21 protein-coding genes and 1 tRNA gene are annotated in these 25,125 nt (G+C 46.6%); 9 read left to right on the top strand and 13 right to left on the bottom strand.

Annotation, left to right across the window (positions count from 1 at the left end):
- Positions 1–16: 16 nt before the first annotated feature.
- The 7 genes from HPS56_RS06310 to HPS56_RS06340 form a co-directional block, all read right to left on the bottom strand.
- Positions 17–658 (bottom strand): ExbD/TolR family protein, encoded by a 642-nt coding sequence (locus HPS56_RS06310; protein WP_172275307.1) that lies wholly within the window; start codon positions 656–658, stop codon positions 17–19.
- Positions 659–661: 3 nt separating this feature from the next.
- A complete protein-coding gene (locus HPS56_RS06315) occupies positions 662–1,273 on the bottom strand; it encodes an ExbD/TolR family protein (protein WP_172275308.1) in 612 nt (203 codons plus the stop codon).
- Positions 1,274–1,300: 27 nt separating this feature from the next.
- Entirely contained in the window at positions 1,301–2,131 is an 831-nt protein-coding gene (locus HPS56_RS06320) for a MotA/TolQ/ExbB proton channel family protein (RefSeq protein ID WP_172275309.1), read from the bottom strand.
- Positions 2,132–2,331: 200 nt separating this feature from the next.
- On the bottom strand, positions 2,332–3,525 hold the full coding sequence (locus tag HPS56_RS06325) for a pyridoxal phosphate-dependent aminotransferase (RefSeq protein ID WP_172275310.1): 1,194 nt from the start codon (positions 3,523–3,525) through the stop codon (positions 2,332–2,334).
- A gap of 120 nt (positions 3,526–3,645) precedes the next feature.
- Positions 3,646–4,857 carry a bifunctional 3,4-dihydroxy-2-butanone-4-phosphate synthase/GTP cyclohydrolase II gene (locus HPS56_RS06330; RefSeq protein ID WP_172275311.1) on the bottom strand — a complete coding sequence of 404 codons (1,212 nt, stop codon included), beginning with the start codon at positions 4,855–4,857 and terminating at the stop codon, positions 3,646–3,648.
- A gap of 29 nt (positions 4,858–4,886) precedes the next feature.
- Positions 4,887–6,794: an LptF/LptG family permease gene (locus HPS56_RS06335; protein WP_172275312.1), complete on the bottom strand. Its 1,908-nt coding sequence runs from the start codon at positions 6,792–6,794 to the stop codon at positions 4,887–4,889.
- Between the two features lie 173 nt (positions 6,795–6,967).
- Positions 6,968–7,369 carry an START-like domain-containing protein gene (locus tag HPS56_RS06340; RefSeq protein WP_172275313.1) on the bottom strand — a complete coding sequence of 134 codons (402 nt, stop codon included), beginning with the start codon at positions 7,367–7,369 and terminating at the stop codon, positions 6,968–6,970.
- Positions 7,370–7,519: 150 nt separating this feature from the next.
- Between HPS56_RS06340 and HPS56_RS06345 the strand changes: the two genes are divergently transcribed.
- A tRNA-Met gene (locus tag HPS56_RS06345) sits at positions 7,520–7,593 on the top strand.
- Positions 7,594–7,722: 129 nt separating this feature from the next.
- Here HPS56_RS06345 and HPS56_RS06350 read toward each other — a convergent pair.
- A complete protein-coding gene (locus HPS56_RS06350) occupies positions 7,723–8,658 on the bottom strand; it encodes an Rpn family recombination-promoting nuclease/putative transposase (RefSeq protein WP_172275314.1) in 936 nt (311 codons plus the stop codon).
- Between the two features lie 299 nt (positions 8,659–8,957).
- Here HPS56_RS06350 and HPS56_RS06355 point away from each other — a divergent pair, with 299 nt between their 5' ends.
- The 7 genes from HPS56_RS06355 (at position 8,958) to rodA (ending at position 16,332) form a co-directional block, all read left to right on the top strand.
- A complete protein-coding gene (locus HPS56_RS06355) occupies positions 8,958–9,623 on the top strand; it encodes an HU family DNA-binding protein (protein ID WP_172275315.1) in 666 nt (221 codons plus the stop codon).
- 344 nt (positions 9,624–9,967) lie between these two features.
- A complete protein-coding gene (locus HPS56_RS06360; RefSeq protein WP_172275316.1) occupies positions 9,968–10,561 on the top strand; it encodes an IMP cyclohydrolase in 594 nt (197 codons plus the stop codon).
- Positions 10,562–10,600: 39 nt separating this feature from the next.
- Positions 10,601–11,623 (top strand): rod shape-determining protein, encoded by a 1,023-nt coding sequence (locus tag HPS56_RS06365; RefSeq protein WP_172275317.1) that lies wholly within the window; start codon positions 10,601–10,603, stop codon positions 11,621–11,623.
- A 21-nt stretch (positions 11,624–11,644) separates the two neighbouring features.
- The gene (gene mreC, locus HPS56_RS06370) at positions 11,645–12,523 is read left to right on the top strand and encodes a rod shape-determining protein MreC (protein ID WP_172275318.1); all 879 of its coding nucleotides are present in this window, start codon (positions 11,645–11,647) and stop codon (positions 12,521–12,523) included.
- Positions 12,524–12,549: 26 nt separating this feature from the next.
- Positions 12,550–13,044, top strand: coding sequence for a rod shape-determining protein MreD (gene mreD / locus HPS56_RS06375; protein WP_253952403.1), 495 nt, complete (start codon positions 12,550–12,552; stop codon positions 13,042–13,044).
- Positions 13,041–14,882: a penicillin-binding protein 2 gene (gene mrdA, locus HPS56_RS06380; RefSeq protein WP_172275320.1), complete on the top strand. Its 1,842-nt coding sequence runs from the start codon at positions 13,041–13,043 to the stop codon at positions 14,880–14,882. The genes mreD and mrdA overlap by 4 nt, the downstream gene beginning before the upstream one ends.
- Positions 14,863–16,332: a rod shape-determining protein RodA gene (rodA, locus tag HPS56_RS06385; protein WP_172275321.1), complete on the top strand. Its 1,470-nt coding sequence runs from the start codon at positions 14,863–14,865 to the stop codon at positions 16,330–16,332. Before mrdA ends, rodA begins: the two co-directional genes overlap by 20 nt.
- Before the next feature lie 18 nt (positions 16,333–16,350).
- Here the strand turns inward: rodA and HPS56_RS06390 are convergent, their stop codons facing one another.
- From HPS56_RS06390 to HPS56_RS06410, 5 genes are all read right to left on the bottom strand, one after another.
- Positions 16,351–16,794 (bottom strand): gliding motility lipoprotein GldH, encoded by a 444-nt coding sequence (locus HPS56_RS06390; RefSeq protein ID WP_253952404.1) that lies wholly within the window; start codon positions 16,792–16,794, stop codon positions 16,351–16,353.
- Positions 16,795–16,813: 19 nt separating this feature from the next.
- Complete coding sequence (locus HPS56_RS06395; protein ID WP_172275323.1) at positions 16,814–18,190, bottom strand: PSP1 domain-containing protein; 1,377 nt, start codon at positions 18,188–18,190, stop codon at positions 16,814–16,816.
- Positions 18,191–18,216: 26 nt separating this feature from the next.
- Positions 18,217–19,380: a DNA polymerase III subunit gene (locus tag HPS56_RS06400; protein WP_172275324.1), complete on the bottom strand. Its 1,164-nt coding sequence runs from the start codon at positions 19,378–19,380 to the stop codon at positions 18,217–18,219.
- Positions 19,381–19,536: 156 nt separating this feature from the next.
- Positions 19,537–20,496 carry a methylenetetrahydrofolate reductase [NAD(P)H] gene (gene metF / locus HPS56_RS06405; protein ID WP_172275325.1) on the bottom strand — a complete coding sequence of 320 codons (960 nt, stop codon included), beginning with the start codon at positions 20,494–20,496 and terminating at the stop codon, positions 19,537–19,539.
- 151 nt (positions 20,497–20,647) lie between these two features.
- Positions 20,648–22,630, bottom strand: coding sequence for an alpha-L-arabinofuranosidase family protein (locus tag HPS56_RS06410; protein WP_172275326.1), 1,983 nt, complete (start codon positions 22,628–22,630; stop codon positions 20,648–20,650).
- A gap of 283 nt (positions 22,631–22,913) precedes the next feature.
- Between HPS56_RS06410 and xylE the strand changes: the two genes are divergently transcribed.
- Positions 22,914–24,371, top strand: coding sequence for a D-xylose transporter XylE (gene xylE, locus HPS56_RS06415; protein WP_172275327.1), 1,458 nt, complete (start codon positions 22,914–22,916; stop codon positions 24,369–24,371).
- Positions 24,372–25,125: the final 754 nt, after the last annotated feature.

The raw sequence follows: 25,125 nt of genomic DNA on the forward strand, positions 1-25,125 counted from the left end.
TAATGTTTATCAATGACTACTTTATACCTCTCTGCTGAAGAAGTTTCTCATCATTAGGACTAACCTTGTCAATGACATACTTACCAATACTGCAAATCTGCATCTCGTCAAGAGCATCTACCATATTCTTATAAGAGGCAGTGTCAAGCGGTTTGATAATGATAGTAAGAGTAGGTATCTTCTCACCGTCAATCTTTCCGTTTTTAAGTTCTGACAATTCTTTCTGATAAGCCTCGTCAGACATATTTGTAGACACTTTCTTCTCATCAAGCTTCTGCTTGGCCACCATGATTTTGGCTACCGGATTGATACCCTCCTCTGTTGTATGGTTAATCAGAACCTTGCGAATACCGTCTTTACCCCATGTAGTCTCCTTTATACAGCTCGGATCTTCATAGTTAGGAAGCCCGTCGATATGGTATATCTTGTCGTTTCCTCCAAGGAAGATGGTTATAGTATGCGATGCCTTCGTCACACTCTTATCTTCTTCCGTCATATTCTGATCGTTGCTTGGCATGACCAACTGCATTGCCTGAGGCTTACTCAGTGTAGTACAGAGCATGAAGAATGTAATCAAAAGCATCATCATGTCCACCATCGGCGTAAAGTCTACGCGGGTGTTCTTTTTATTCTGCTTACTTGCTTTCTTTTTTGCCATGTATTATTCCTCCGCAGTTTTTAGGTTTGTAATAAGCTGATAGCGGTTTTCGTTCATATCCTGAAGCTCCGACATCATCCTTTTAACAACTTTATAAGGAGTTGTGGCGTCACACTTGATAGCGACCTTTAGGTCCGGATTTGCCTCACGGGCAGCCTTTACCCACTCCTGGAATTCACTCATACCTCCATCGATACTATCGGTAGGTATACCGAGTGTCTGGATTTGCTCTGTCATTTTCTCCGGGTCGAGACTCAGATAGCTGCCCAATACATTCAACGGTGCTCCGATCATTGCATCTTCCCTGAAGTGCTTGATCTGTGTTGAATTAAGAGTGATACCGAACTTGTCGGTAACAGTCTGAAGCATCGCATTCATGTCATTCTTGTTGTCTGTGCCGATAAATATCTGGCCTTTAGGACTAACAAGGATGTTGAGAACATTATTCTCAGGCACCTTTATCTCAGACACAGAGCTTGGCGTATTGACGGTAACCGGTTCCGGCTGCAAGAATGTTGATGTCAACATAAAGAAGCACAGAAGCAGCGTCATAACGTCAGACATAGGTGTCATGTCAATCCAGACGTCCTTCTTTTGAATTTTTATTTTACCCATTATTTATGAAATTAAAAGGTAAAACAATTAAACTTCCTCTGTGTGATTAACGTCGTAAGTTGTTGCAATAGTGTAACCAACCTCGTCAAGAGCGTATGTCAACTTGTCAATCTTATTTGTAAAGAAGTTATAGATAACAACAGCGAACCAAGAAGTCAAAATACCTGAAGCAGTATTAACCAAGGCCTCTGAAATACCTGCAGACAAAGCCATAGAGTCAGCACCGCCACCGCTTGACAAAGCCTGGAAAGAGTTGATCATACCCAACACTGTACCGAACAGAGCGGTAAGAGTACCAAGTGTAACGATTGTTGCAACGATAGGCAGGTTCATCTGCAGTGTCGGCATCTCAAGCTGTGTTGCCTCCTCGTGTGCCTGCTGTATCTTTGAAATCTTCTGAGCCTTTTTCATTGTGTTGTTGTTCTCAACTTCCTGATAAGTTGTGATTGAAGCCATAACAACATTTGCTACAGAACCTCTCATCTTGTTGCAGAGAGCCTTTGCCTCATCAAATCTGCCGGCCTTGATAAGAGCCTTGATTTCTGTTGTGAACTTAGACAGGCTCATTGTACCGAATGCGCTGCGGAGAGCGAAGAAACGCTCTACACCGAGGCAGATAACAGAAAGCAGCAATGTAAGAATGATACCTACAACGACACCACCCTTATATACGGTACCCATAAGGTTAGCCGGATGACCTGCTCTGTCACCACCAACGAAGTTTTCTGGATTACCAAGAATGAAGAAATAGAAAGAATATGCAGCAGCGCAGCATATTACAAGAATCCAAAATGCGTTCTTAATACCTCCGAAGCCCTCTTTTTTAGCCGGGGCAGCAGCTTTCTTTGTAGTTGCCATAATTTAATGTTTTTAATTTTTTAGTTATGTTTGAATTTAAATTTATAGATTCCACGATTTAACCTTAAGCTCAGATTGTGAAAAAAGATAACACGGAAAGTCTGCATCTTTCTGCAAAGATACAAAAATCATACTTACCTCAATTAACATTAAGAGCTTTTAACATCGTTTAATTTGCCTGACAGCAGGGGTTACTTCAATCATTTTAAAACCGACAAGGCTTCTTTTATGCGCCTCATCGCCTCTATTATATTGTCATCACTCGTAGCATAGCTCATCCTGAAACAGTCGTCATCACCGAACGCACCGCCTCCAACGGTGGCGACGTGTGCCTTTTCAAGAAGATACATGGCAAAATCGGAAGAGTTTCCTATTGTCACATTGCCGTCGGACTTCCCGTAGAAACTGCTGCATCTCGGGAAAAGATAGAAAGCGCCTTCCGGAACATTGACCTCGAGCCCCGGTATTTCCCCCGCCAGCCTTACAATCAGGTCACGCCTGCGCTCAAACGCCTTGCGCATCTCCTCTACACATTCCTGACTGTCGTTATAGGCATATTCCGCAGCTTTCTGGCTTACGGAACAAGGGCCGCTGGAATACTGTCCCTGAAGCTTATTGCATCCTTTTACAATCCACTCCGGTGCGGCGATATATCCTATGCGCCATCCTGTCATGGCGTATGCCTTTGACACACCGTTCACTATTATCGTACGCTCCTTCATTCCTTCAAACTGAGCGATACTCTCGTGCTTCCCTATATAGTTTATATGCTCGTATATCTCATCGGCAAGCACAAACAGGCCGTCGTGTTTTTTTATCACCTCCGCCAAAGCCTTCAATTCCTCCTTTGAATACACGCTTCCGGTGGGATTGCTCGGAGAGCACAGTATCAAAAGACGGGTTCTTGGAGTGATTGCCTCTTCAAGCTGCTCGGCCGTCATTTTGAAATTCTGTCCGAATCCGGCTTCAACAATAACCGGGACACCTCCGGCAAGTTTCACCATCTGAGGATAGGAAACCCAATAAGGCGCGGGGATAACAACCTCATCACCCGGGTTGACCAGAGCCAACACCGTGTTGCATACACTTTGTTTGGCACCATTGGACACCAAGACCTCATTTATCGTATAGTCAAGATTATTCTCACGCTTCAACTTGCTGACAACAGCCTTACGCAAGTCTGCATATCCCGGAACCGGCGAATAACGTGAGTAATTATCGTCCACAGCCTTTTTCGCAGCCTCCTTGATACGGTCCGGAGTATTAAAATCCGGTTCTCCGACGCTCATGTTTATAACGTCAATACCCTGAGCCTTCATCTCAGAGCTTTTCTGAGACATCGCCAACGTGGCCGACGGCGAAAGCCTTTGCAGGCGATCAGATAATTGTGCCATATTTTCGTTTGTTTTTTATAGTAACTGCAAAATTACTTAATTTATTCTTTTTTGCAACAATAATTATATCTTTTTAATCATTTAGCCACAAAAGGGAAAGTTTTCATTTAGACCAAGACATCAGTCAAGGTGAAGCGTATGCCCCATACGGTCTTTCTTCGTCTTCAGATATTTATAGTCATATTCGTTCGGGCATATCTCAATAGGTACATTCTCGACTATTTCCAAGCCATAGGCTTCCAGCCCTACCCTCTTTGTGGGATTATTTGTCAACAGCCTCATCTTATGCACACCGAGAAACCTCAGCATCTGCGCGCCACATCCATAGTCACGCTCATCCGGCTTGAAACCAAGATGAATGTTCGCCTCAACGGTGTCAAGTCCCTCTTCCTGCAGTTTGTATGCCGCAATCTTGTTCATAAGACCAATGCCCCGGCCCTCCTGCTGCATATATATAACGACCCCCCGGCCCTCCTTGTCTATCATCTCCATCGCTTTATGGAGCTGTTCACCACAGTCGCAGCGCTTGCTGCCAAGGATGTCGCCGGTGGCACATGAGGAATGCACTCTTACAAGCACGGGGTCTTCCGCGTTCCATTCTCCCTTTATCAACGCAATATGCTCAAGGCCGTTGCTTTTCTGCCGGAAAGGAACGAGCCTGAAATGACCGTAGGCAGTAGGCATGTCCACTTCATTGCCTACCTCTATCAAAGTTTCCCTCTCAAGCCTATATGCTATGAGGTCTGCAATGGATATTATCTTCAGGCCATGGGTCCGTCCGAATTCCACCAGATGCGGAAGTCTTGCCATTGTACCGTCATCATTCATTATCTCCATAAGCGCGCCTGCAGGATAGAGTCCGGCGAGTTTGCACAGGTCCACGGCAGCCTCCGTATGTCCGGAACGGCGCAGCACACCGTTGTCCTGGGCATATAAAGGATTTATGTGTCCGGGACGCCCAAAAGTTTTCGGAGTACTTGCAGGATCGGCAAGCGCCTTTATTGTTTCGGCACGGTCATGCGCGGACACTCCCGTGGAACACCCTTCAAGCTTATCTATAGTAACAGTGAACGGGGTGCCGAGCACGGATGTATTATCCTCTACCTGCCTCGGAAGATCCAGTTCCTCACTGCGGCTTATAGTTATGGGAGCGCAAAGCACGCCTCTGGCGTATTTCAGCATGAAATTAACCTTTTCCGCCGTTATCTTTTCAGCGGCGATAATAAGGTCACCCTCATTCTCACGGTCTTCATCATCCACAACGATGACAAACTTTCCTTCTCTGAAATCCGCAAGAGCCTCTTCAATGGTATTTAATTTAAAATTTTCCATAACATAAAATATTATACCTTATTATATATCTATGAGGATATTCTCTCATTTATTCTTCTCAATATATTGTCGTTTGTAGTCCTTATCACCTTCAAGTCACGCAACAGGCGCAACCTGAAACGCCACATCCTCAAATAAAAGAATATGCCTAACGGAAAGATTATGAATGCCGCAACATTCATCCATCTCCGGCCGAAAGGCCGCGTATGGGCATGAGTGGCAATAATAGGATAATTATTCAGTTCGTTTATTATCACATGGTCACGTGAATTTGACAGGTCTTCTATTATCTGCTCCATCTCACTGTCTATTTCTTCTATAAGATGGTCTTCCCCTGTCCCGAAAAACACGTTGAAAGGATTTGGAGCCTTAAGCAGGCTGTTCTCGCGTGAATACGCCATTATCTCCTCCGTGATTCTGCTGAGCTTGCCTGAATCAGAGACATAGTCCGGTTCGGTAATCACCACTTCCTTCCGGTATATGTTTCTGCTTTGGCGCAAACCCAATATCTTCGCCATCAGGCTCTTATACAGATCCATATTGAAAACGACAGAGTCCTTGTTCGCTTTATATGTGATAAATACGGCAAGCGGTGTAAGCACAAACAGCGATATGGTCTTTCCGAAGAAAACGGTCCATGTCCCGTCCCTCGCCATTTTCATTCCGGCATTGTCGAAGATAAAATGAATTATAAACACCAGCACAGACAATATCATAGGCACACCGAGACCTCCCTTACGTATGATCGCGCCCAATGGGGCGCCTATAAAGAAGAACAGCAGGCATGTAAGGGAGACCGTTATCTTTGTGTACGCCTCTATCCTGTGTTTGCGCTCCGTACGGTTAAGCTCATTTGTATAAGCCCCTTTCATCTCCAAATTCGACTTCGCCATATTCACGTCATTCACCATAACACGCATCACATCCGCCTTTTCCTCTGATTGAAGACGCGCGAACAAGGTATCGGTGCTCACACTACCCCCTGAGCCTCTCTTTATCGCATTTATGGTGTCATTATGCGACAGACGAGAGTACGCATACATCATCCCGTTTTTCGACTGTTCATAGAACGCATGCCCCACACTGTCGTTAAACTCACGTATGGAATCAAGGTCGTTGACTATCTGTCCAAGGCTTTTTGAACGCGCATCCGATGATATTCCCGACGCTTCAGCCATATTGAAATCACCGTCAAAATCCAGCAATATTGTCTTTGAAACAAACGTCTCCCTCCTATATGGTATATTTGCACTCCCTGCAATATCCTGGGAATTCATGTTCTCGAACCACTCTCCGCTATGCAATGTCAGCATTAAATGCTTTTTCTCGGCCGTAGACTGAAGCATGCCTGAATCAGCAAGGATTATCGTAGCATCATCATATCCTCCGTTAAGACGGTATATCATTATGCCATAGAGCATGCCTGTGCTCATATCCTTCTTCTGAACATACAGGTTACAGTTTGGAATGCCGTCATAGAACACCCCTTCCGGAATTTCCAGTTCCGGACTCTTCTGTTTCATGGAAAGCAGCAATTGATAAAAAGACTTGTTCGCCTCCGGACCGATGACGTTCTGAAAATAAAACGAGCAGCAGGTGATAAGCGCGACTATCACTATCAAAGGACGGAAAGCCTGCATGAGAGATATTCCTGCGGCCTTGATTGCCGTGAGCTCGGAACTCTCACCCAAGTTACCGAAAGTGATAAGCGACGAAAGCAGGATAGCAAGAGGAAAAGCCTGAGGCACAAGCCATAAGCCCATATACCAGAAAAACTGTGCGAGCACGTCCATTGTCAGTCCCTTGCCTATCAGCTCATCAACAAATCGCCATACGGCCTGCATCATCAGCACAAACAGACAGATAAAAAACGCCCCCGCAAACAACAGGGCAAAGTGCTTTATTATGAAGATATCTAATTTCTTTATGCGGAACATTATAATATTCTAAGCTCACATTTAAGTGCATCCAACATGCAAAATTACCACAAATAAGCGAGAGAACATATCTTTTTTCGTTTTTTTATTAAAATTTGCACGCCGGACAATGATTCCGCAGGAAGCGACAGGTGTGAATTGCCGGCCCGTCAAGCCTCCGGAACAGACAAAGGCTAAATACCGCTTATACGATGGAGACGCTCTATATTGTTATCCCAAATATCCTCAAGAGCCTCTGTCTCGTCAGGCTCGGCATAGTCGGTGACAACAAGAGTCAGGCTGCCTGTAAGCTCACTTTTCTCTATACGCATCTCCATATAGGCTTCCGGACATTCCTCATCATCAGCCCGGAACCTTATATATTCGTTCTTCTTTTTATCCAGAACGCAAAAGGTTATACTATGATGTTCCGTCCATTCCTCGCCCCATGTGAAAACAAACGAGTTTTCATTATCCACATCCACATAATCCGCTATCCATTTCTGCAGTCCTGAGGCTTCACCTATCAGTCCCCAGACCATTGACGGGGATTTTGCGGACAACTGATATTCTTTTCTGATTCTCTTTTTTTGCATGCTTGTCATTAAGGAATATTTGCTTTAAATCAACAGTATTATCGTTTCGTGTACAAAAATACGATTATTTTAAGAAAAACATGAAAAAAGTCGGTTTTTTTTTTGCAAATCCAAATATTTACATTACCTTTGCACCCGCAAAACAACGATGGCGGGATAGCTCAGCTGGTTAGAGCGTCGGATTCATAATCCGGAGGTCGAGGGATCGTGACCCCCTCCCGCTACAAAAAAGGAATCCTGATTTTCGAGGATTCCTTTTTTGTTTTTAAGGAAAAGACATTACCGCCACTTCATTCATTTTGGGGAAGAGCGACATTATGGGGCAGCTGATATTATCTGTGTTTTGCCAAATTTTATAATTTTTCTATGTCTGCAACAGGCAGTCCTGTATACTTGGCTATGATTTCAACAGGCAGTCCGTCGTTTTTCATGCCACGGGCAATTTCAATACTTTTATTGAAGGCCCCTTCGGTTCTTCCTTCAGCTTTTCCCTTGGTAATCCCCTCGGCAATCCCTTCAGCCCTACCTTCTGCTCTTCCTTCAGCCCTACCTTCTGCTCTTCCTTCAGCTCTTTCCGTAAAGATATTGTCCCGGAGGATTACGATATTGTCAAGATGCCGGTAGTATGCAGACAGTTCATCCTTTGTCATGCGTTCCAGTTTCAGATGCTCGCGCACTTTGTCAAGTCCCGGTGCAGTTGCGTCTGAAGTAACCTCTCCTGTGTTCAGATAGTAAATCCATTGCTCCAGTGGTGTCTTTGCCACGGTATTGAAGTCGTTCACTTTGAGGATGTAATATTCCGGATACAGCTGGCTTACGGTGTCAACCTTGAAGGTCTGTTTCTGGAACGGCGAAAGGTTCAGAATCTCTCCGTTGTGTATTCCCCGGAACTCCGTCCTTCCCCGGTATACCGTGTCGGTTCCTGCGCCGAGCGAGAAATATACGATGTTTATACTGTATATCTTCCTTATCTTCTGATAGCCCTCTCCCCGGTTTATGTATTCGGTCACCAGCTTGGATGTCCCGAACAACATTCTCTGGAAATATGCGTATTCGTTGTTGTTCTGTATTTCTATAAGAAACAGGTCTCCCTTTTCGTTCTCCGCAAGCATGTCCACCCGGTTGTACTTGTCATACTCATCCTCCTGATTGCTTTCACTTTCAAGCAGCTTGCATATTGTGATTTTTTCTTTGAGCAATGTTGTCAGCAGTCCTTCGAGCACCCCGAAGTTGGCCTTGTTGCGCAAAAGCCGTTTCATTGCCCAATCGAATCGTATGTAGTTTGCCATAGTCCTTTGTTTTTGTGCAAAGATAACTGTTAAATGTGAGAAATCCAAGATTTATCATGTTTTAATTTGATATACAAGTGAAAGGGACTCATGGAACACGAACAGGAATCACATTGCCCAAAATCATCATGCCCACGTCCGGGCCGTAGCCCAGACCACACAACAGGAAGGCAGCAGCAGGCATTTCGCAACATTTATTCACGACTAACCACAAAACACACCTGCCGTTTTACCGTTTAACCGCAAAAAGCATTAAATTTGCAGTGCTTTTAATTCAAAATTCAAAACCTTTAAAAATCATGGCACGTAAAATCAAATTCAGCGTACACCGCAATCCGTTGAAAGACACGGAAGGCCAGACCACCTATCAGGTGCGTCACGAGAGTTATTACACAGCAAACAGCACCGACCTCAAGGAACATCTCAAGCAGCACGGCCTGTTGCGCCCGGAGGTGATGGAAATGACTCTCGACGTATTAAAAGAGGAAATCATCGAATTTCTTACCGACAACAAACGGCTGCATATCAACGGATTCGGCACATTTTACCTGAAAGTGGGATTCAAAAAGCAGCACGACGAAACAGGAAACGAACAAAAACCGCATTTCACTAATCCGGCCGACATCACCGGACACGACATCGGCATAGAAACAATAGGATTCATACCAGACAAGAGTTTCCTCAACATGCTGAACGACAACGAATACGGATTCGAGAACATGACCGGACGAGGTAGAGTGGGACACTCAAAGACGTATAAAAGGGAGGAAATAATACAGCTGATAGACAGCCACCTTGATGAACACGGAGTGATAACCCGGCAAGACTTGATAAGGAAGTTCGGACTGACAAAACATGCCGCCATCAAATTGCTTGAGAGCCTCACATCCGCGCCTGACGCTTTTTTAAGCACACAAAAAATCGGATGCACGTTTATATACCACCGGCGTTCAAAAAAAGAATAGCGTACGTTTTTAATTCAAAACGTACAATCACAGACTTGAAAGTGCCTGTTCGCAGACCTTCCGACTACAGCCGGAAAAGCTTCCGACTTAAGTCAGACACCTTTCCGACTTAAGTCGGAAGGTTTTGCACCAGCCTGTTTGCGATTGACCAACGGTCTGTTTTCAATTTGAGAACAGACCGTTGTCATTTCATCCGCATCCCCTTCCGCAAACGCGCATTTTGGGGTAAATCAAGTAAAAAGCCGGCCGCATAACATTTTTCTTATAAATATGTTGCGCTGTCGCCTGTTTTTAGTATCTTTGCAACCCAAACAGATTTTTCATATATATAATGTTATAGACACATGGCAGGAACAAAGCAAATTAAAACCGCATTAATCTCAGTTTATCACAAAGATGGCTTGGACGAATTGTTGAAAAAGTTAAACGAAGAGGGTGTTGAATTCCTATCCACAGGAGGTACGCAGAGCTTTATCGAGTCGCTCGGCTACAAGTGCCGGAAAGTGGAGGACGTGACAACATATCCTTCCATACTCGGTGGAAGAGTGAAGACCCTTCACCCGAAAATATTCGGAGGCATTCTCGGACGCCGCGACAACGAGGGCGACCAGGAACAGATGAAACAGTACGAAATACCTGCCATTGACCTTGTCATAGTAGACCTCTATCCCTTCGAGGACACAGTGGCAAGCGGAGCTTCGGATGCAGACATCATCGAAAAGATAGACATAGGCGGAATATCACTTATCCGTGCCGGTGCAAAGAATTTCAATGATGTTGTCATCGTGCCGAGCAAGGCCGAATACGGTGTCCTCCTCGACATCCTCGAAAAGAAAGGAGCAAACACGGATATAGAAGACCGTAAGATGCTTGCCGGACGTGCCTTCGGTGTGAGCAGCCATTACGACACGGCCATCCACAACTGGTTCACAAAATAATCAGCACATCCCCGCAACCCGTAAACCAACAATTTCAAAATGGGATTTTTTTCATTCGTTCAAGAGATTGCGATGGATCTTGGCACAGCCAACACCATCATTATCAGTGATGATAAAATTGTAGTCGACGAGCCTTCCGTAGTTGCCTTAGACCGCCGTACCGACAAAATGATTGCCGTAGGCGAAAAGGCAAAAATGATGTATGAGAAGACACATGACAACATACGGACCATACGCCCCCTGCGCGACGGTGTGATAGCAGACTTCTCAGCCTGCGAGCAGATGATGCGCGGACTTATAAAAATGGTGCATACGGGCAACCGTATGTTCTCACCGTCTCTCAGAATGGTCATCGGTGTTCCGTCAGGCTCAACAGAGGTGGAGCTTCGCGCCGTACGCGATTCGGCCGAGCATGCCGACGGACGTGACGTATATCTGATATTTGAACCTATGGCCGCAGCCATAGGAATCGGCATTGACGTAGAGGCTCCCGAGGGCAACATGATTGTCGACATAGGCGGAGGCTCCACCGAGATTGCCGTGATTTCTCTCGGAGGCATTGTCAGCAACAACTCCATACGCACAGCCGGCGACGACCTCACAGCCGACATCCAGGAATACATGAGCAGGCAACACAATGTGAAAGTGAGCGAACGAATGGCGGAGCGAATAAAAATACATGTGGGATCCGCACTCACCGACCTTGGCGACGAGGCACCGGAAGACTATGTCGTACATGGCCCGAACCGCATCACCGCCCTTCCCATGGAGGTGCCTGTATGCTATCAGGAAATAGCGCACTGTCTTGACAAGACAATAGCAAAGATTGAGAACGCCGTATTGTCTGCCCTGGAACAGACGCCTCCGGAGCTTTATGCAGACATCGTGAAGAACGGTATCTATCTGAGCGGAGGAGGAGCATTGCTCCGCGGTCTTGACAAGAGGCTGAAAGACAAGATAAACATAACGTTCCATATTGCCGAGGATCCGCTGCACAGCGTGGCAAAAGGCGCAGGTATCGCCCTCAAGAACGTCAACCGTTTCTCTTTCCTGATGAGATAAGGGGAAAAGGCGTAAAGAACCATGCACAACTTAATTGAATTTATTACAAAACAATACCACTGGCTACTTTTCATTTTCCTGGAAGTAGTCAGTGTGGTTTTGTTGTTCCAGTACAACAACTATCAGAGTAGCGTGTGGTTTACATCCGCCAATGCCGTAACGGGCAAGATATACGAATGGAGTTCCGCCATTGAATCCTACTTGTCACTGACGCATGTAAACAAAGAATTAACCCTCCGCAACTTCCACCTTGAACGCCAGCTCAACCAGCTTTCACGCCTCTACGGAGAACTTACGGAAGACACTACGGCGGCTGAACGTGCAGGCCTGAGAATACTCGAACAATACAGCCTTGTTCCCGCCAAAGTCATAAGCAATACCATCGACAGGCCGGACAACCTAATTACAATAGACAAAGGACGTGCCGACGGAGTGGAAACGGACATGGGAGTGGCGTGCGGAAACGGAATAGTAGGAATCGTATATCTCGTATCCGAACACTATTCGATAGTGATGCCCGTACTCAACACACATTCCCGAATAAGCTGCTCTATCAGAAAAAGAGGATATTTCGGATATCTCAAATGGAACGGTGGGGCAAGCGACATTGCATACGTGGAGGATGTGCCGCGACACGCCCATTTCAAACGCGGCGACTGGGTGGAGACAAGCGGATACTCGTCTATTTTCCCCGCCGGTGTTCTCGTGGGCAAAATAGTGGAGGTATATAATTCAAGCGACGGCCTGTCGTATAAACTGAAGGTACATCTCACGACCGACTTCGGCAACCTGCGCGACGTATGTGTAATCAACGACAGGACCATCGCAGAAAGGGCAAAGCTGCTTGAGGCCGCACGTGATTCGATACGGCAGAATTCGGGAGCGGCAATAACAAAATAGCAAACGCGGATATGATAACGGAATTCATGAAAAAACTGACACTGTTCTGTATACTGTGCCTCACACAAGTGCTGGTGCTCAACAATATCCATCTGTTCAACTGCGCCACACCGTTGCTCTATGTCTTTTTCATCCTTACAATGCCGTACAACTATCCCAAATGGGGCATCTTACTGTGGAGCTTTACGCTTGGCATAACCACAGACACATTTACCAATACCCCGGGCGTTGCGGCGGCATCACTGACTGTCATCGGAGCGATACAGCCGTATCTGCTCACACTTTTCATACAGAGAGACGAAAGGAACGAACAGACAAGCGTAATACCGGCAATGAATACAATCGGTGCCATGAAATACACTTTCTACACCATTATCATGGTACTTGTATACACCATAATATATTTCACCCTGGAAACACTATGCTTCTTCAACTGGCAGCACTGGCTTGAATGTATCCTCGGCAGCACTGTCATTACCACAACGCTCATACTCACCTTAGAAAGCCTGAGAAAGAAGTGAAAGACTTTGGACTTGAAAACCGCAAATATGTAATTGCCGGAGTGGCCGTTGCCATTGTGGCCATATACATCGTGCGGCTCTTCACACTTCAGATCATGAGTGACGACTATAAGAGAAACGCCGACTCAAACGCTTTTTTCAAGAAGATAGAATTCCCGTCAAGAGGCATCATCAGCGACCGCAACGGAAAACTGATGGTATACAATCAGCCGGCCTACGACATAATGGTGGTCATGAATGAAGAGAAAGGGCATCTGGACACGACAGAATTCTGTAATGCGCTGAACATATCCAAGGAGTTCTTCATAAAGAGAATGGACGCGATAAAAGCCGCACCCGGATACTCCAGGTTCACCCAGCAACTGTTCATGAGTCAGCTTTCAGACAAGGATTTCAGCATCTTCCAGGAAAAGATGTTCAAGTTTCCAGGATTCTATATACAAAAACGCAGCATAAGGCAATACCAATACCCCTATGCCGCACATATCCTCGGCGATATGGCGGAAGTGTCGCCCGCCGACATTGAGGAAGACGACTACTACCAGCCGGGAGACTTTATCGGCAAACTGGGAGTAGAACGCAAATATGAAAAGGTTCTGCGCGGAGAGAAAGGCGTGCAGATCCTGCTACGTGACGCACGTGGAAGAATCAAGGACAGATATCAGAACGGGGCTTTCGACAGGCGTCCTGTGCCCGGGAAGAATCTCACGCTCAGCATTGACCTTAAGCTTCAGGCCCTGGGGGAATATCTCATGAATGGCAAGATTGGAAGTATAGTGGCCATCGAGCCGGCTACCGGAGAAGTGCTCTGTATGGTGTCATCACCTACCTACGACCCGCGGATAATGACCGGCAGGCAACGCGGCAAGAACCACAGGATGCTCAACCTCAACCCGTGGAAACCGCTGCTCAACCGGAGTATAATGGGACAATACCCTCCAGGCTCTACATTCAAGACGACACAGGCGCTTACCTATCTCAGCGAGGGAATAATAACACCGTCCACACCATTCTCATGCAATCATGGCTTCTACCACCGCGGCCTTCACGTCGGATGCCACGGACACGGATCGCCACTCGCACTGACAAGCGCGCTTACCACATCATGCAACGGATACTTCTGCTGGGGACTGTACTACATGATCGGCAACCGCAGGAAATACCACAGTCCGCAAGAAGCGATGAACACTTGGAGAGACTATATGGTGAGCATGGGATTCGGATATAAACTCGGCATAGACCTCCCGGGCGAGAAACGCGGCCTTATACCCAATGCCGAATTTTACGACAAGGCATACAAGGGCTCATGGAACGGACTTACAATAATAAGTATATCCATCGGCCAGGGAGAGGTTAACCTGACCCCACTTCAAATAGCAAATCTCGGGGCGACTATTGCCAACAGGGGATATTACTACACCCCTCACGTGGTGAGGAAAATACAAGGTATGCCCCTGGATACCGCATACACCACAAGACATTACACAAAAGCACCGGAATGGACATACAGGCAGGTTGTCGAAGGAATGCGCGGGGCAGTACTTAAAGGAACGTGCCGTGCGGCAAACAGAGCCGACTATGCCGTATGCGGAAAGACAGGAACAGCGGAGAACCGCGGCCAGGACCACTCGGTGTTCATGGGATTCGCGCCCATGGAAAATCCGAAAATAGCCATTGCCGTATATGTAGAGAACGGAGGGTTCGGAGCCGAATATGGAGTGCCTATAGGCGCGCTCATGATGGAACAGTATATAAACGGCAAGTTAGACGACAATTCAAGGAAGAAAGCGGAGGATTTCCACGACAGAACAATATTCTATGGCAAGGGAGACAGATAAAAGACCAAGCGTAATACGATCGATAGACTGGTGGACGATATGTATCTATATTGCCCTTCTCACATTCGGGTGGATAAGTGTATGCGGCGCAAGCTACACTTATGGAGACACGGACATCTTCAGCCTCAGCACACGTTCCGGCATGCAGCTCGTATGGATTGGCACATCTGTATGCATAGGATTTGTGCTCGTCATGCTTGACGACAGGTTTTACGACACATTCTCATACATTATATACGGCACGCTGCTGCTGCTGCTGTTTGCAACGATTTTCAATCCCCATGAGATAAAAGGCTCACGCTCATGGCTGGTGTTAGGCTCGCTGCGCCTGCAACCGGCCGAATTCGCCAAGTTCGCCACGGCACTGGCTCTGGCAAAATTCATGAGCACATTTGGATACAGTATTCACAAGCTGAAGGATTTTGCCATAACGATGGCCATCGTATTCACACCGATGGTATTCATCATACTACAAAAAGAAACCGGCTCGGCACTTGTATATCTCGCGTTCTTTCTCGTTTTCTACCGCGAAGGAATGACAGGAAGCGTATTGTTTACAGGTGTGGCGGCTGTCATCTACTTTGTGATAGGCATACGCTTTGAACAAATACCGCTTCTGGACACTCCGACATCAGCAGGGAAATTTACGGTGCTGCTTCTTATACAACTGTTCTCAATAGCAATGGTACTGATATACTGCCGGAATAAAGCCCTGGCATGGAAGATGTTTTTCTGCTGCATGACAGCCACGGCCATCTTTCTCTTATTCTCCATCTATGTCATACCATTCGACATTGTATGGATACAGCTTGTTACAAGTGCCATACTCATCGGCTGGCTTCTATGGGAAGGACTTGGCTCGCGGATCCGAAACTATTATCTGATTGTCTTGTTCGCCCTTGGCTCCATGGCATTCTTCTATTCTGCCGACCATGTGCTTAACAATGTATTGGAAATACACCAGCGCACCCGCATAAACGTTCTTCTCGGGCTTGACGACGACCTGGCAAGAGGCGGCTATAACGTGCATCAGAGCATGATTGCCATAGGGTCCGGAGGAATCGAGGGAAAAGGGTTCCTCAACGGCACACAGACAAAACTGAAATTCGTTCCGGAACAGGATACAGACTTCATATTCTGTACTGTAGGAGAAGAAGAAGGGTTCATAGGTTCGGCCGGAGTCCTGCTGCTTTTCCTCGCACTGATACTCAGGCTTATACATCTCGCGGAACGCCAGCCTTACCGTTTTGGAAGAGTATACGGATATTCAGTGCTTTCCATATTCCTCTTCCACGTGTTCATAAATGTAGGCATGGTGCTCGGACTGACCCCGGTCATCGGCATCCCGCTGCCGTTCTTCAGCTACGGGGGCTCGTCGCTATGGGGATTCACCTTCCTCCTCTTCATATTTTTAAGAATAGACGCCGGCCGCAACCTGATAAGGAAATAAAGGCTGTGACCGGTCGTTTCACTGCCTTGAGACACGCAGTCCTACATCCGATATTCCAGGAAGAGTCTCACGTTTCATATTATGACGGATATACACGGCTATAGAGTCTCCTTCATTCAAATCTGACACCGCAAAAGGAAACATATACTGGAAACTACCCACACCACGGCCTTTTATCATGCCGTCATTACCTATAAAATGACAGTCTACCGTATCACACCTGACAGTGCCGGCCGGAAATACATGCTGTTCTACAATCAATGAGACACTCATAAACGGATACTCTCCGCTTATACGTATACCTATCTCCTGATTATACCGTGCGGCCGACGCCATAGGACCGATACCGAACATAAGCGTGTCCATACGCTCCCATCCTTTCAACGGGGTATGTTCATAATGATCATAAACAGTATTACGGTTGCACGACATAAGAGCCGCGGCAACCGTAATCACCATCATTGATATTTGAAAAAAACAATTATTCCTTGACATTCTGCTGACCGTTGCTTTTTGATTGACGGTTATTTGCCTTTCCTCTCTGCTGCCTCGGCCTGCGTGGCTGACCATTGCCGTCATTCTGACCATTCCCTGCCATAGCATTCCTTCCGCCTGTATTCTGCTGGAACTTATTGTTTGTCTGCCCTGAAACGGAATCATGCCCGTTTGACTGGTCATTCAGACGGTTTGCCCTGCGAGGGGCATGCTGCTCGATGCCTGTATCTGCCTGTTGGGGCTGGCCGATACCCCGCTGCTTTGATTGCGCTTTCTTTTTCTTCTTCCTTGTCTTGTCAAAACGACTTATACTGTCACCCTCAAGCAAATCCACCGACTTTCCGCTTTCTTTATCCCCGTCGTCTTCGGAAAGAGTATCCGGTTTCTCGCCCCTGCGGTTCATTTCGATTATCTCCTTTGCACGCTTTGCAGTGATTGTCTCCAGGTTTGCGGCAATGTTCTTGTCGGTTGAATAGGTTATAAGTCCTGCAAGAATGTCGCTCTTGAACACATAATAGTCACTGTCCATCGTCTGCAATACAACTTCCTTGCTTGGCAGGAGACGTCCGGCCTCGACATAATCGTCAACCTCATAGTTAAGACAACACTTCAGCTTCGCACACATTCCTGCAAGCTTCTGCGGATTCAGAGAGATATCCTGGAAGCGCGCTGAATTTGTACTTACACTAACAAAGTTCTTCATCCATGTGGCACAGCACAGCTCACGTCCGCAAGGACCTGTACCTCCAATCCGACCGGCTTCCTGACGCGCCCCAATCTGTTTCATCTCGATACGCACATGAAACGTGTCGGCAAGCACCTTTATCAGCTGCCTGAAATCCACACGCTCATCAGCAATATAATAAAATATGGCTTTATTGCAGTCGCCCTGATATTCCACATCGCCAATCTTCATCTTCAGGCCAAGATCCTTCGCTATCTGGCGGCTCTGTATCATCGTGGCATGTTCCCTGCCCTTAGCTTCCTTATATTTATCCATATCCACAGGACGGGCATGCCTGTATATACGCTTTATATCGTCTGCCGATTTCAGGTTTGCCTTCTTGATCTGAAGCTTCACAAGCCTTCCGGTAAGTGTCACGACACCTATGTCGTGGCCTGGATTTGCCTCTACTGCCACCACATCGCCTTTCTTAAGCTCAAGATTGTTCACATTGTGGTAATATCCCTTACGGGTATGTTTAAACTGCACTTCAACCAAATCTGTCGTATCGGCATTCCCCGGTACGTCGGCGAGCCAGTCATAAGTGTTCAACTGCCTGTCCTGACGCCCCACAGCACGACGGCAAAGCCCCCGGTCGCAGCCTCTGTATATTTCAAATTCCTTATCTTTATAGTCCATAGATTATATATTTGTGATATATTGTTTCAACTATTCTCTTTCTTCTGTATAAGCAGCACTATCATCTGCATGGCAAAATCGAAAAACACCATTCTGGCATTGGCATTCTGCCCTATGTCTCTCGCAGCCCTGCCGGCAAGGTCGCATATCGGAAATATATTATACTCATTTACAAAACGAGAGAAGTTACGTGCAAACTCCTCTTCACGCGAGGTCATGTAAACCAAGGACGGCTCCCGGAAATTATACATGAAATTCTCGCGTATAAGCCGCATGAAATAATCAAGGAAGCGTTTCTGCTTCTCCCGTCCGAATGACTGCAATGTGTCACTCCACTTTTTCAATTCCTTCACATTCCGCATGTAGGCCAGACGCATAAGCATCTGAAAAAGGTCAAGAAACTCCATCGCCTCATTCCCGGGAGCGGTTTCCTCAATAACCTTAAGCCAATTGCCGTTGGCTATCCTTGCTATACGGCGGGCATCTTCGGGCGTCATGTTCCTGTCACGTGCCATAATGGCCTTCTCCACGCTTCCGTTGTCTATCTTATGGATATCAATACGCTGCGTACGGCTGCGTATGGTTTCAAGAAGTTTGTCAGGCTCCTCGCAAACCATTATAAACACTGTCTGTGAAGGCGGTTCCTCTATCAGTTTCAGCAACTTGTTGGCACACTCGGCATTCATACGCTCCGGCAACCATATCAGCGATACCTTATAACCACCCTGACTCGACTTCATGCTCAGCTTACGCGTCAGGCTGTCACTTTCTCCTGCTGTTATTATTGCCTGCTGGTTTTCCGCACCCATCTCACGAAGCCATCTGTCCATTGTGAAATAAGGCCCTTCGGAGCGCAACATCTCACGCCACTCACGTGAGAAATCGTCACTTACCGGCTTATGGTCAGACGACATCGAAGGCAGTTTTATCGTAGGATAGGTGAAATGGAGGTCGGGATGTTCCCATTTACGGAGCATCGCGCACTGACGGCAAATGCCGCAAGAGTCAGCCTCATGACTTTCGTCACGCCCCGCACACAGCAGATAAGATGCGAAAGAAAGAGCCAAAGCCATCTTTCCGCATCCCTTAGGACCGCAAAACATCATCGCATGCGGCAATCGCCCTCCGGAAACCATTCCGACAAGACGTTTCCTGACTTCCTCCTGCCCTATTACCTCACTAAACTTCATCTACCGAATGACATTAATACATATATTTATTTCAAATTGTGTATTCAATAAACGCTTCGCCCCTGCATAGCCAAAACATGTTTTATCCCGGCCTCAGGCCTGCAATCTATTTCAAAGGCATACCGCAAAGCCTGATTATTCCAAACAGCCTCCCCGTCATACCGACAATCTTCTCGCCACTTCCGCCACAGAATCCACAGCCGACACCGTATAGAAATGTATGTTGCCGATACCTTTCCCGTAAAGCTCACGGCACTGCGACACGGCCCACTCTATGCCAAGCATTCTTGCCTCGTCATCATTCTTGCACTTCACGGCCTCAGATGCAAGTTCCTGCGGTATGTCACAATGGAAAGTCTTCGGGACTACAGTGAGCTGGCTTAACTTTGAAAACGGCTTTATACCCGGAATTATAGGAATGGTGATACCCATTGAACGGGCCTTGTCGACAAATTCAAAATATTTCCGGTTGTCGTAGAACAACTGTGTCACGGCATAGCCTGCACCCATATCCTGCTTCTCTTTAAGATACATCATATCCATTTCAAGATTAGGCGCTTCCTCATGCTTCTCCGGATAGCAGGCCACCCCATAGTCGAACTTCACTCCCGGACATTTTATAGGAGAGCCGTCTGCAAAATATCCTTCATTGAACATATTTACCTGACGTATCAAGTCCGTAGTATGCTCATGACCACCGGCAGTAGGAGCAAACATACGGTCATCCCTTGCCTTATCGCCACGTAAAAGCAATATATTACTGATACCGAGAAACTGCAAATCAAGCAATTCGTATTCAATGTCCTCTACCGTCACTCCACTGCAAATGACATGAGGCTGCACAGGAATACCATACCTGTTCTGTATCGCAGCAGCAATCGCTATAGTTCCTGGACGACGGCGCACACGGTTACGCTGCAGCAATCCGTTATCCATCTGTCTATACACATACTCACTGTGATGGGTTGTTATGTTAATAAACATCGGACAAAACTCCCTGAGCTTGTCTATGGTATTAAACAAACGCTCCGTACCGTTTCCTTTCAGCGGCGGAAGCACTTCAAAAGAAAAACGCCTCGCCTCACTTCTATCATTCAACAGTTCTGCAACACTCATGTGCTATAAGTATACATTACGCTGCAAATTTACAAAAAAAAATCGACAATAATACGTTTTAGACATCTATAACTGACATTAAAAGAAAAAAGGAACTGCAGTTGTTTTATCCGCAATTCCTCTTTTCTTATTTAAAAAATACGTCTTTATGTTATTTTCCGCTCTTGAATACCTTATATATCCGGAACGTCATCGGCTGCAGCCTGTCGTTGACTATCGTAGTCTTCTTACCCTGCTCACAGCGCAATGTACCGCTTTGGGGAACTATCCTCTCCGGATTGTCAAGAGTATTGTCGGCATCCATTTCCGTGCTTGACAAGGTTATGGTCTCAACATCCGGTCTGGCATTCATACCGGCAAGATTCAGACTCACGTCCTGTGGAGTCTTTGATGTGTTGACAACCTTTACGATAACCGAGCCGTTTGCCTTGTCAGCCACCGCACTTGCAAACAGTCCGTCCTGCCCTTCCTGTCCGGCCACCGGCTTGCCGCCCATAGTCAGTTTCAGAACATTTGTGCCTTTGTTTGAGGCATACATCTGCTGAACATAATAGCTGACAGTCTTGAACATCCGCACATTGTCGTACCATATAAGGTCCGGACGCCATTGCCAGCCCTCCACATGCGCAAACAACGGGGCATAGGCCGTGATGTGGACAACATCAGCGTTACGTTCAAAGTCTGTCATAAAGGCAGCCTCATACAGCGAGGTCTCATAATGATTCCACTTCTTGCCCCTGCCATGGCAGGCATACTCTCCTGCAAACACCTTTGGCCCCTTACGGTCGTAGCTCTCATAGCGCAGGCCATGGCTCAGGAACCATGCCTCAGGACGATAGAAATGTTCATCCACGAGGTCGGCTTTCTGCTCTTTCATCGCTTTCCATCCTGCCTCAAACATCTTTCCCTCAGAATCAGGACCGCTTGTACCTACAATCTTTATCTTAGGATATTTTGCCCGGATAGCCTTTACAAACGGCTCAAGACGCTTGAAATACATCTCACCCCACTGCTCGTTGCCCACGGCAATCATCTTGAGGTTGAAAGGCGCAGGATGTCCCATTTCCGCACGCTTGCGTCCCCATACCGTTGTAGTGTCTCCGTTGGCAAACTCTATAAGGTCGAGACAATCCTGAATATATGGGTCAAGGGCATCCATTGCGACATGTGCCGTCTCGTCTGGATTCTGGAACTGGCATGCCATGCCTACATTAAGAACCGGCAGCGGCTCTGCACCGATATCTTCGGAAAGCTGGAAATATTCAAAGAATCCAAGTCCGTAGCTCTGATAATAGTCAGGGAAATAGCGATGGGCAAAAGTATACTCCCAGCGGTTCTGGTTCAACGGACGGTTCTCTACCGGTCCTATGGTGTTCTTCCACTGATAGCGTGTCTCAAGATCCACGCCCTCAACAATACATCCTCCGGGGAAACGCAATACTCCGGGATTCTCGTCGGCCAAAGCCTGTGCCAGATCACGGCGCATACCGTTCTCACGGTTCTTGAACGTATTCACGGGGAAAAGACTCACATGCTCAAGACAGACACTGTTCTTGCCGTCAAGATAGATACGAAGCCGGGCCTTGGCGTTTGTAACAGGCGACTTTATAACAACCTCATACTTCTTCCATTCCGCTGAGGTAATCTTAAGCTTTGCCGATGCGAACTCCTGTCTTTCCTTCATCGTGCTTGGGTCTATAAGCTGAATATTAAGCCCAGCAGTGCCTTTAGGTGCCTTTGCCCAAACAGAGAAACGATATTCCTCTCCCTGAATCACTCCTATTCCGAAATACCCCTCGTTCACCAAGCCCGTACGGCGGTCACGGTGTCCGGGATCGGAAAGCATCACATAATGGGGACAACGCTCGAACGGCCCGTCATTCTTCAACTCAACCTTCCCGAACGTCTGCCATCCCATAAAACTTTGAGGAAACTCGAAAGAACGGTTTTTCACTTTCTCGGCATACAGCCCCCCGTCGGCAGCATAATTAATGTCTTCAAAAAACAGACCGTACATTGTGTTCTGTACGATGGCTCCGGGTTTCTTTGTATCCACTGTCATCACATGCGTCTGGGCGTATGAAGATACAGCTGCAGAGAAAGCCAAAGCACAGGCAAAAAGTCTACTATTCATATTCTGATTGTTTTTGATTATTTGATTGTCTGTCGGTTATTTCATTTATTCCACCGACAAAATTAGTTAAAAAGTTTCTTTATAGCAAAGTTTTCAAGCAAAAAAAATGTAATTTTGTCAGACCATTTGTAAATCTGAAACAAAACTATTACAGCGTTTAACAAAAAGTATCAGTAAAACAGGACCCAGGTCTTAACCATAACAAAGTCCACTTTGATTATGCAAAGACGACGCGTTTATTGAAACCAATGTTTAAAATAACAATAAAACCTAAAAAGAAAAAATGGAACAAAATCAAAAAGGAAGTAAATCCTACCTAATTTCAATCGTAATGGTAGCCGTGTTGGGCGGTTTGCTTTTCGGCTACGACACCGCTGTGATTTCCGGAGCTGAAAAAGGTCTTCAGGCTTTTTTCCTCAACGCCCCCGACTTCATCTACACCGACGGATGGCACGGCTTCACCTGTGCAAGCGCACTGGTGGGATGCATCATCGGAAGCGGCCTGTCCGGTTTCTTTGCTTCAAATCTGGGACGCAAGAAGTCGCTGATTCTCGCCGGCATGCTCTTTTTCATATCCGCACTCGGCTCCATGGAACCGGAGTTTCTGCTCTTCAATCACGGTGAAGCGTCATTCAGCCTCCTTATAATGTTCAACATATACCGCGTGATCGGCGGCGTAGGCGTGGGACTTGCCTCGGCGATATGCCCGATGTACATAGCGGAGGTCGCACCTTCCAACATTCGCGGCACACTCGTATCGTGGAACCAGTTTGCCATCATCTTCGGACAATTGGTGGTTTATTTTGTAAACTTCATAATACTCGGCAACAATGTAAACCCCGTTATCGAAGCTCTTAAGGTAATAAATCCCGATGAGGCGGCATGGACAATCTCCACGGGATGGCGATATATGTTCGGCAGCGAGGCTGTTCCGGCAGGCCTGTTCGCCCTTCTTATATGCTTTGTTCCGGAAACTCCACGCTATCTCGTTATGATAGGACAGGACAACAAGGCTCTCGCAATCCTGCAGCGCATAAACGGCAAATCAGAAGGAGCCGGCATTCTCGACGACATCAGGAACACCATTACGGAAAAGACGGAAAAACTTCTCACCTACGGATGGCTCGTCATCTTCATCGGCATCATGCTGAGCGTATTCCAGCAGGCTGTAGGCATAAACGCCGTGCTGTACTACGCTCCGCGAATATTCGGAGACATGGGCATGACAAATCCTATGGTGAACACTGTGATGATGGGTATAGTAAACATCCTCTTCACTCTCGTGGCTATATTCTCCGTAGAAAAATGGGGCAGAAAGCCTCTGCTTATCTACGGCTCGATAGGAATGGCGATAGGTGCGTTCGGTGTGGCGGCAACATTCGGCAACCCGGCCATGAGCCTCATCACCATGATAAGCATCATGGTATACAGCGCATCGTTCATGTTCAGCTGGGGCCCCATCTGCTGGGTACTGATAGCCGAGATATTCCCCAACACCATCCGCGGCAAGGCCGTGGCCATAGCCGTGGCATTCCAATGGATATTCAACTGGATTGTAAGTTCGACTTTCGTTCCCATGTTCAACATGCAACTTGGAAACGATGCCAACTTCGGCCATTGGTTCACATACGGACTTTATGGCATAATATGCGCCTTGGCCGCAGTATTCGTATGGAAGCTTGTGCCTGAAACAAAGGGCAAGACTCTCGAGGACATGACAAATCTATGGAAGAAGAACTAAGTTCTCTGTAAACCAGAAACCCAAAAACACACATATTTTTAAAGGCAGCGGACAAACAAACGTCCGTTGCCTTTTTATTAATGGCAACACTCCGTTTTTCTATGGCAACACTCCGTTTTTTCTTATGTTTTACAATACATTCTTATACCCACATCCGGGCCGGACATACACATTCGATGTAACAAAACACAGCAACCGGACTTGAAGACCTCCCCTACACGGCAAAAACTGAAGATAAAAAACGCCACAGACAGATATCCGTCAAACGGAAATCTACACGAGAACGCCAAATATGTAATAAAAATTCAGAAAGTGATTCTATTCCGCAACGTAACTTCCAACAAAGTTTGTAACACGCTGACAGACAATACGTTAATAACCAACAAAAATATACCAAAAATGAATGGCCTGTTCACGCTCGATGAACAGGCTGTTCACGCTCGATGAACAGGCCATTCACGGCCGATGAACATGCCATTCATTGAGCATGAACAGGCCATTCATCGAAGAAGAATTTTACATACACCAGAAAGGTAAATATATTTCAAAATTTCAAGCAACCCGTGGATTTTTTAATAAATTAACGGTGCATTCGCAATTACAGTTCAGCCGATCTATCGGGTGAACCCACATTATGGCTCACCCGACAAACCATGGGGATTAAGCATATAGCCTTGTAAGTCTGAAAAGAAAGAACTTAATGTCTGTCACCCCTCTTAAAGCAGCCCTGAAAGCCTTGATTTTTGCATTGAAT

The sequence above is a fragment of the Xylanibacter muris genome (assembly GCF_013166605.1).
Lineage (GTDB): Bacteria > Bacteroidota > Bacteroidia > Bacteroidales > Bacteroidaceae > Prevotella > Prevotella muris.

Coding starts and splice junctions, on each gene's coding strand:
- HPS56_RS06355 (WP_172275315.1), top strand. CDS start 8,958: ATGGCACGTAAAATCAAATTCAGCGTACACCGCAATCCGTTGAAAGAC.
- HPS56_RS06325 (WP_172275310.1), bottom strand. CDS start 3,525: ATGGCACAATTATCTGATCGCCTGCAAAGGCTTTCGCCGTCGGCCACG.
- HPS56_RS06395 (WP_172275323.1), bottom strand. CDS start 18,190: ATGGACTATAAAGATAAGGAATTTGAAATATACAGAGGCTGCGACCGG.
- HPS56_RS06310 (WP_172275307.1), bottom strand. CDS start 658: ATGGCAAAAAAGAAAGCAAGTAAGCAGAATAAAAAGAACACCCGCGTA.
- mreD (WP_253952403.1), top strand. CDS start 12,550: ATGAAAAAACTGACACTGTTCTGTATACTGTGCCTCACACAAGTGCTG.
- HPS56_RS06335 (WP_172275312.1), bottom strand. CDS start 6,794: ATGTTCCGCATAAAGAAATTAGATATCTTCATAATAAAGCACTTTGCC.
- metF (WP_172275325.1), bottom strand. CDS start 20,496: ATGAGTGTTGCAGAACTGTTGAATGATAGAAGTGAGGCGAGGCGTTTT.
- HPS56_RS06340 (WP_172275313.1), bottom strand. CDS start 7,369: ATGCAAAAAAAGAGAATCAGAAAAGAATATCAGTTGTCCGCAAAATCC.
- HPS56_RS06350 (WP_172275314.1), bottom strand. CDS start 8,658: ATGGCAAACTACATACGATTCGATTGGGCAATGAAACGGCTTTTGCGC.
- rodA (WP_172275321.1), top strand. CDS start 14,863: ATGGCAAGGGAGACAGATAAAAGACCAAGCGTAATACGATCGATAGAC.
- HPS56_RS06330 (WP_172275311.1), bottom strand. CDS start 4,857: ATGGAAAATTTTAAATTAAATACCATTGAAGAGGCTCTTGCGGATTTC.
- HPS56_RS06410 (WP_172275326.1), bottom strand. CDS start 22,630: ATGAATAGTAGACTTTTTGCCTGTGCTTTGGCTTTCTCTGCAGCTGTA.
- HPS56_RS06390 (WP_253952404.1), bottom strand. CDS start 16,794: ATGATGGTGATTACGGTTGCCGCGGCTCTTATGTCGTGCAACCGTAAT.
- HPS56_RS06315 (WP_172275308.1), bottom strand. CDS start 1,273: ATGGGTAAAATAAAAATTCAAAAGAAGGACGTCTGGATTGACATGACA.
- xylE (WP_172275327.1), top strand. CDS start 22,914: ATGGAACAAAATCAAAAAGGAAGTAAATCCTACCTAATTTCAATCGTA.
- HPS56_RS06360 (WP_172275316.1), top strand. CDS start 9,968: ATGGCAGGAACAAAGCAAATTAAAACCGCATTAATCTCAGTTTATCAC.
- mreC (WP_172275318.1), top strand. CDS start 11,645: ATGCACAACTTAATTGAATTTATTACAAAACAATACCACTGGCTACTT.
- HPS56_RS06320 (WP_172275309.1), bottom strand. CDS start 2,131: ATGGCAACTACAAAGAAAGCTGCTGCCCCGGCTAAAAAAGAGGGCTTC.
- HPS56_RS06400 (WP_172275324.1), bottom strand. CDS start 19,380: ATGAAGTTTAGTGAGGTAATAGGGCAGGAGGAAGTCAGGAAACGTCTT.
- HPS56_RS06365 (WP_172275317.1), top strand. CDS start 10,601: ATGGGATTTTTTTCATTCGTTCAAGAGATTGCGATGGATCTTGGCACA.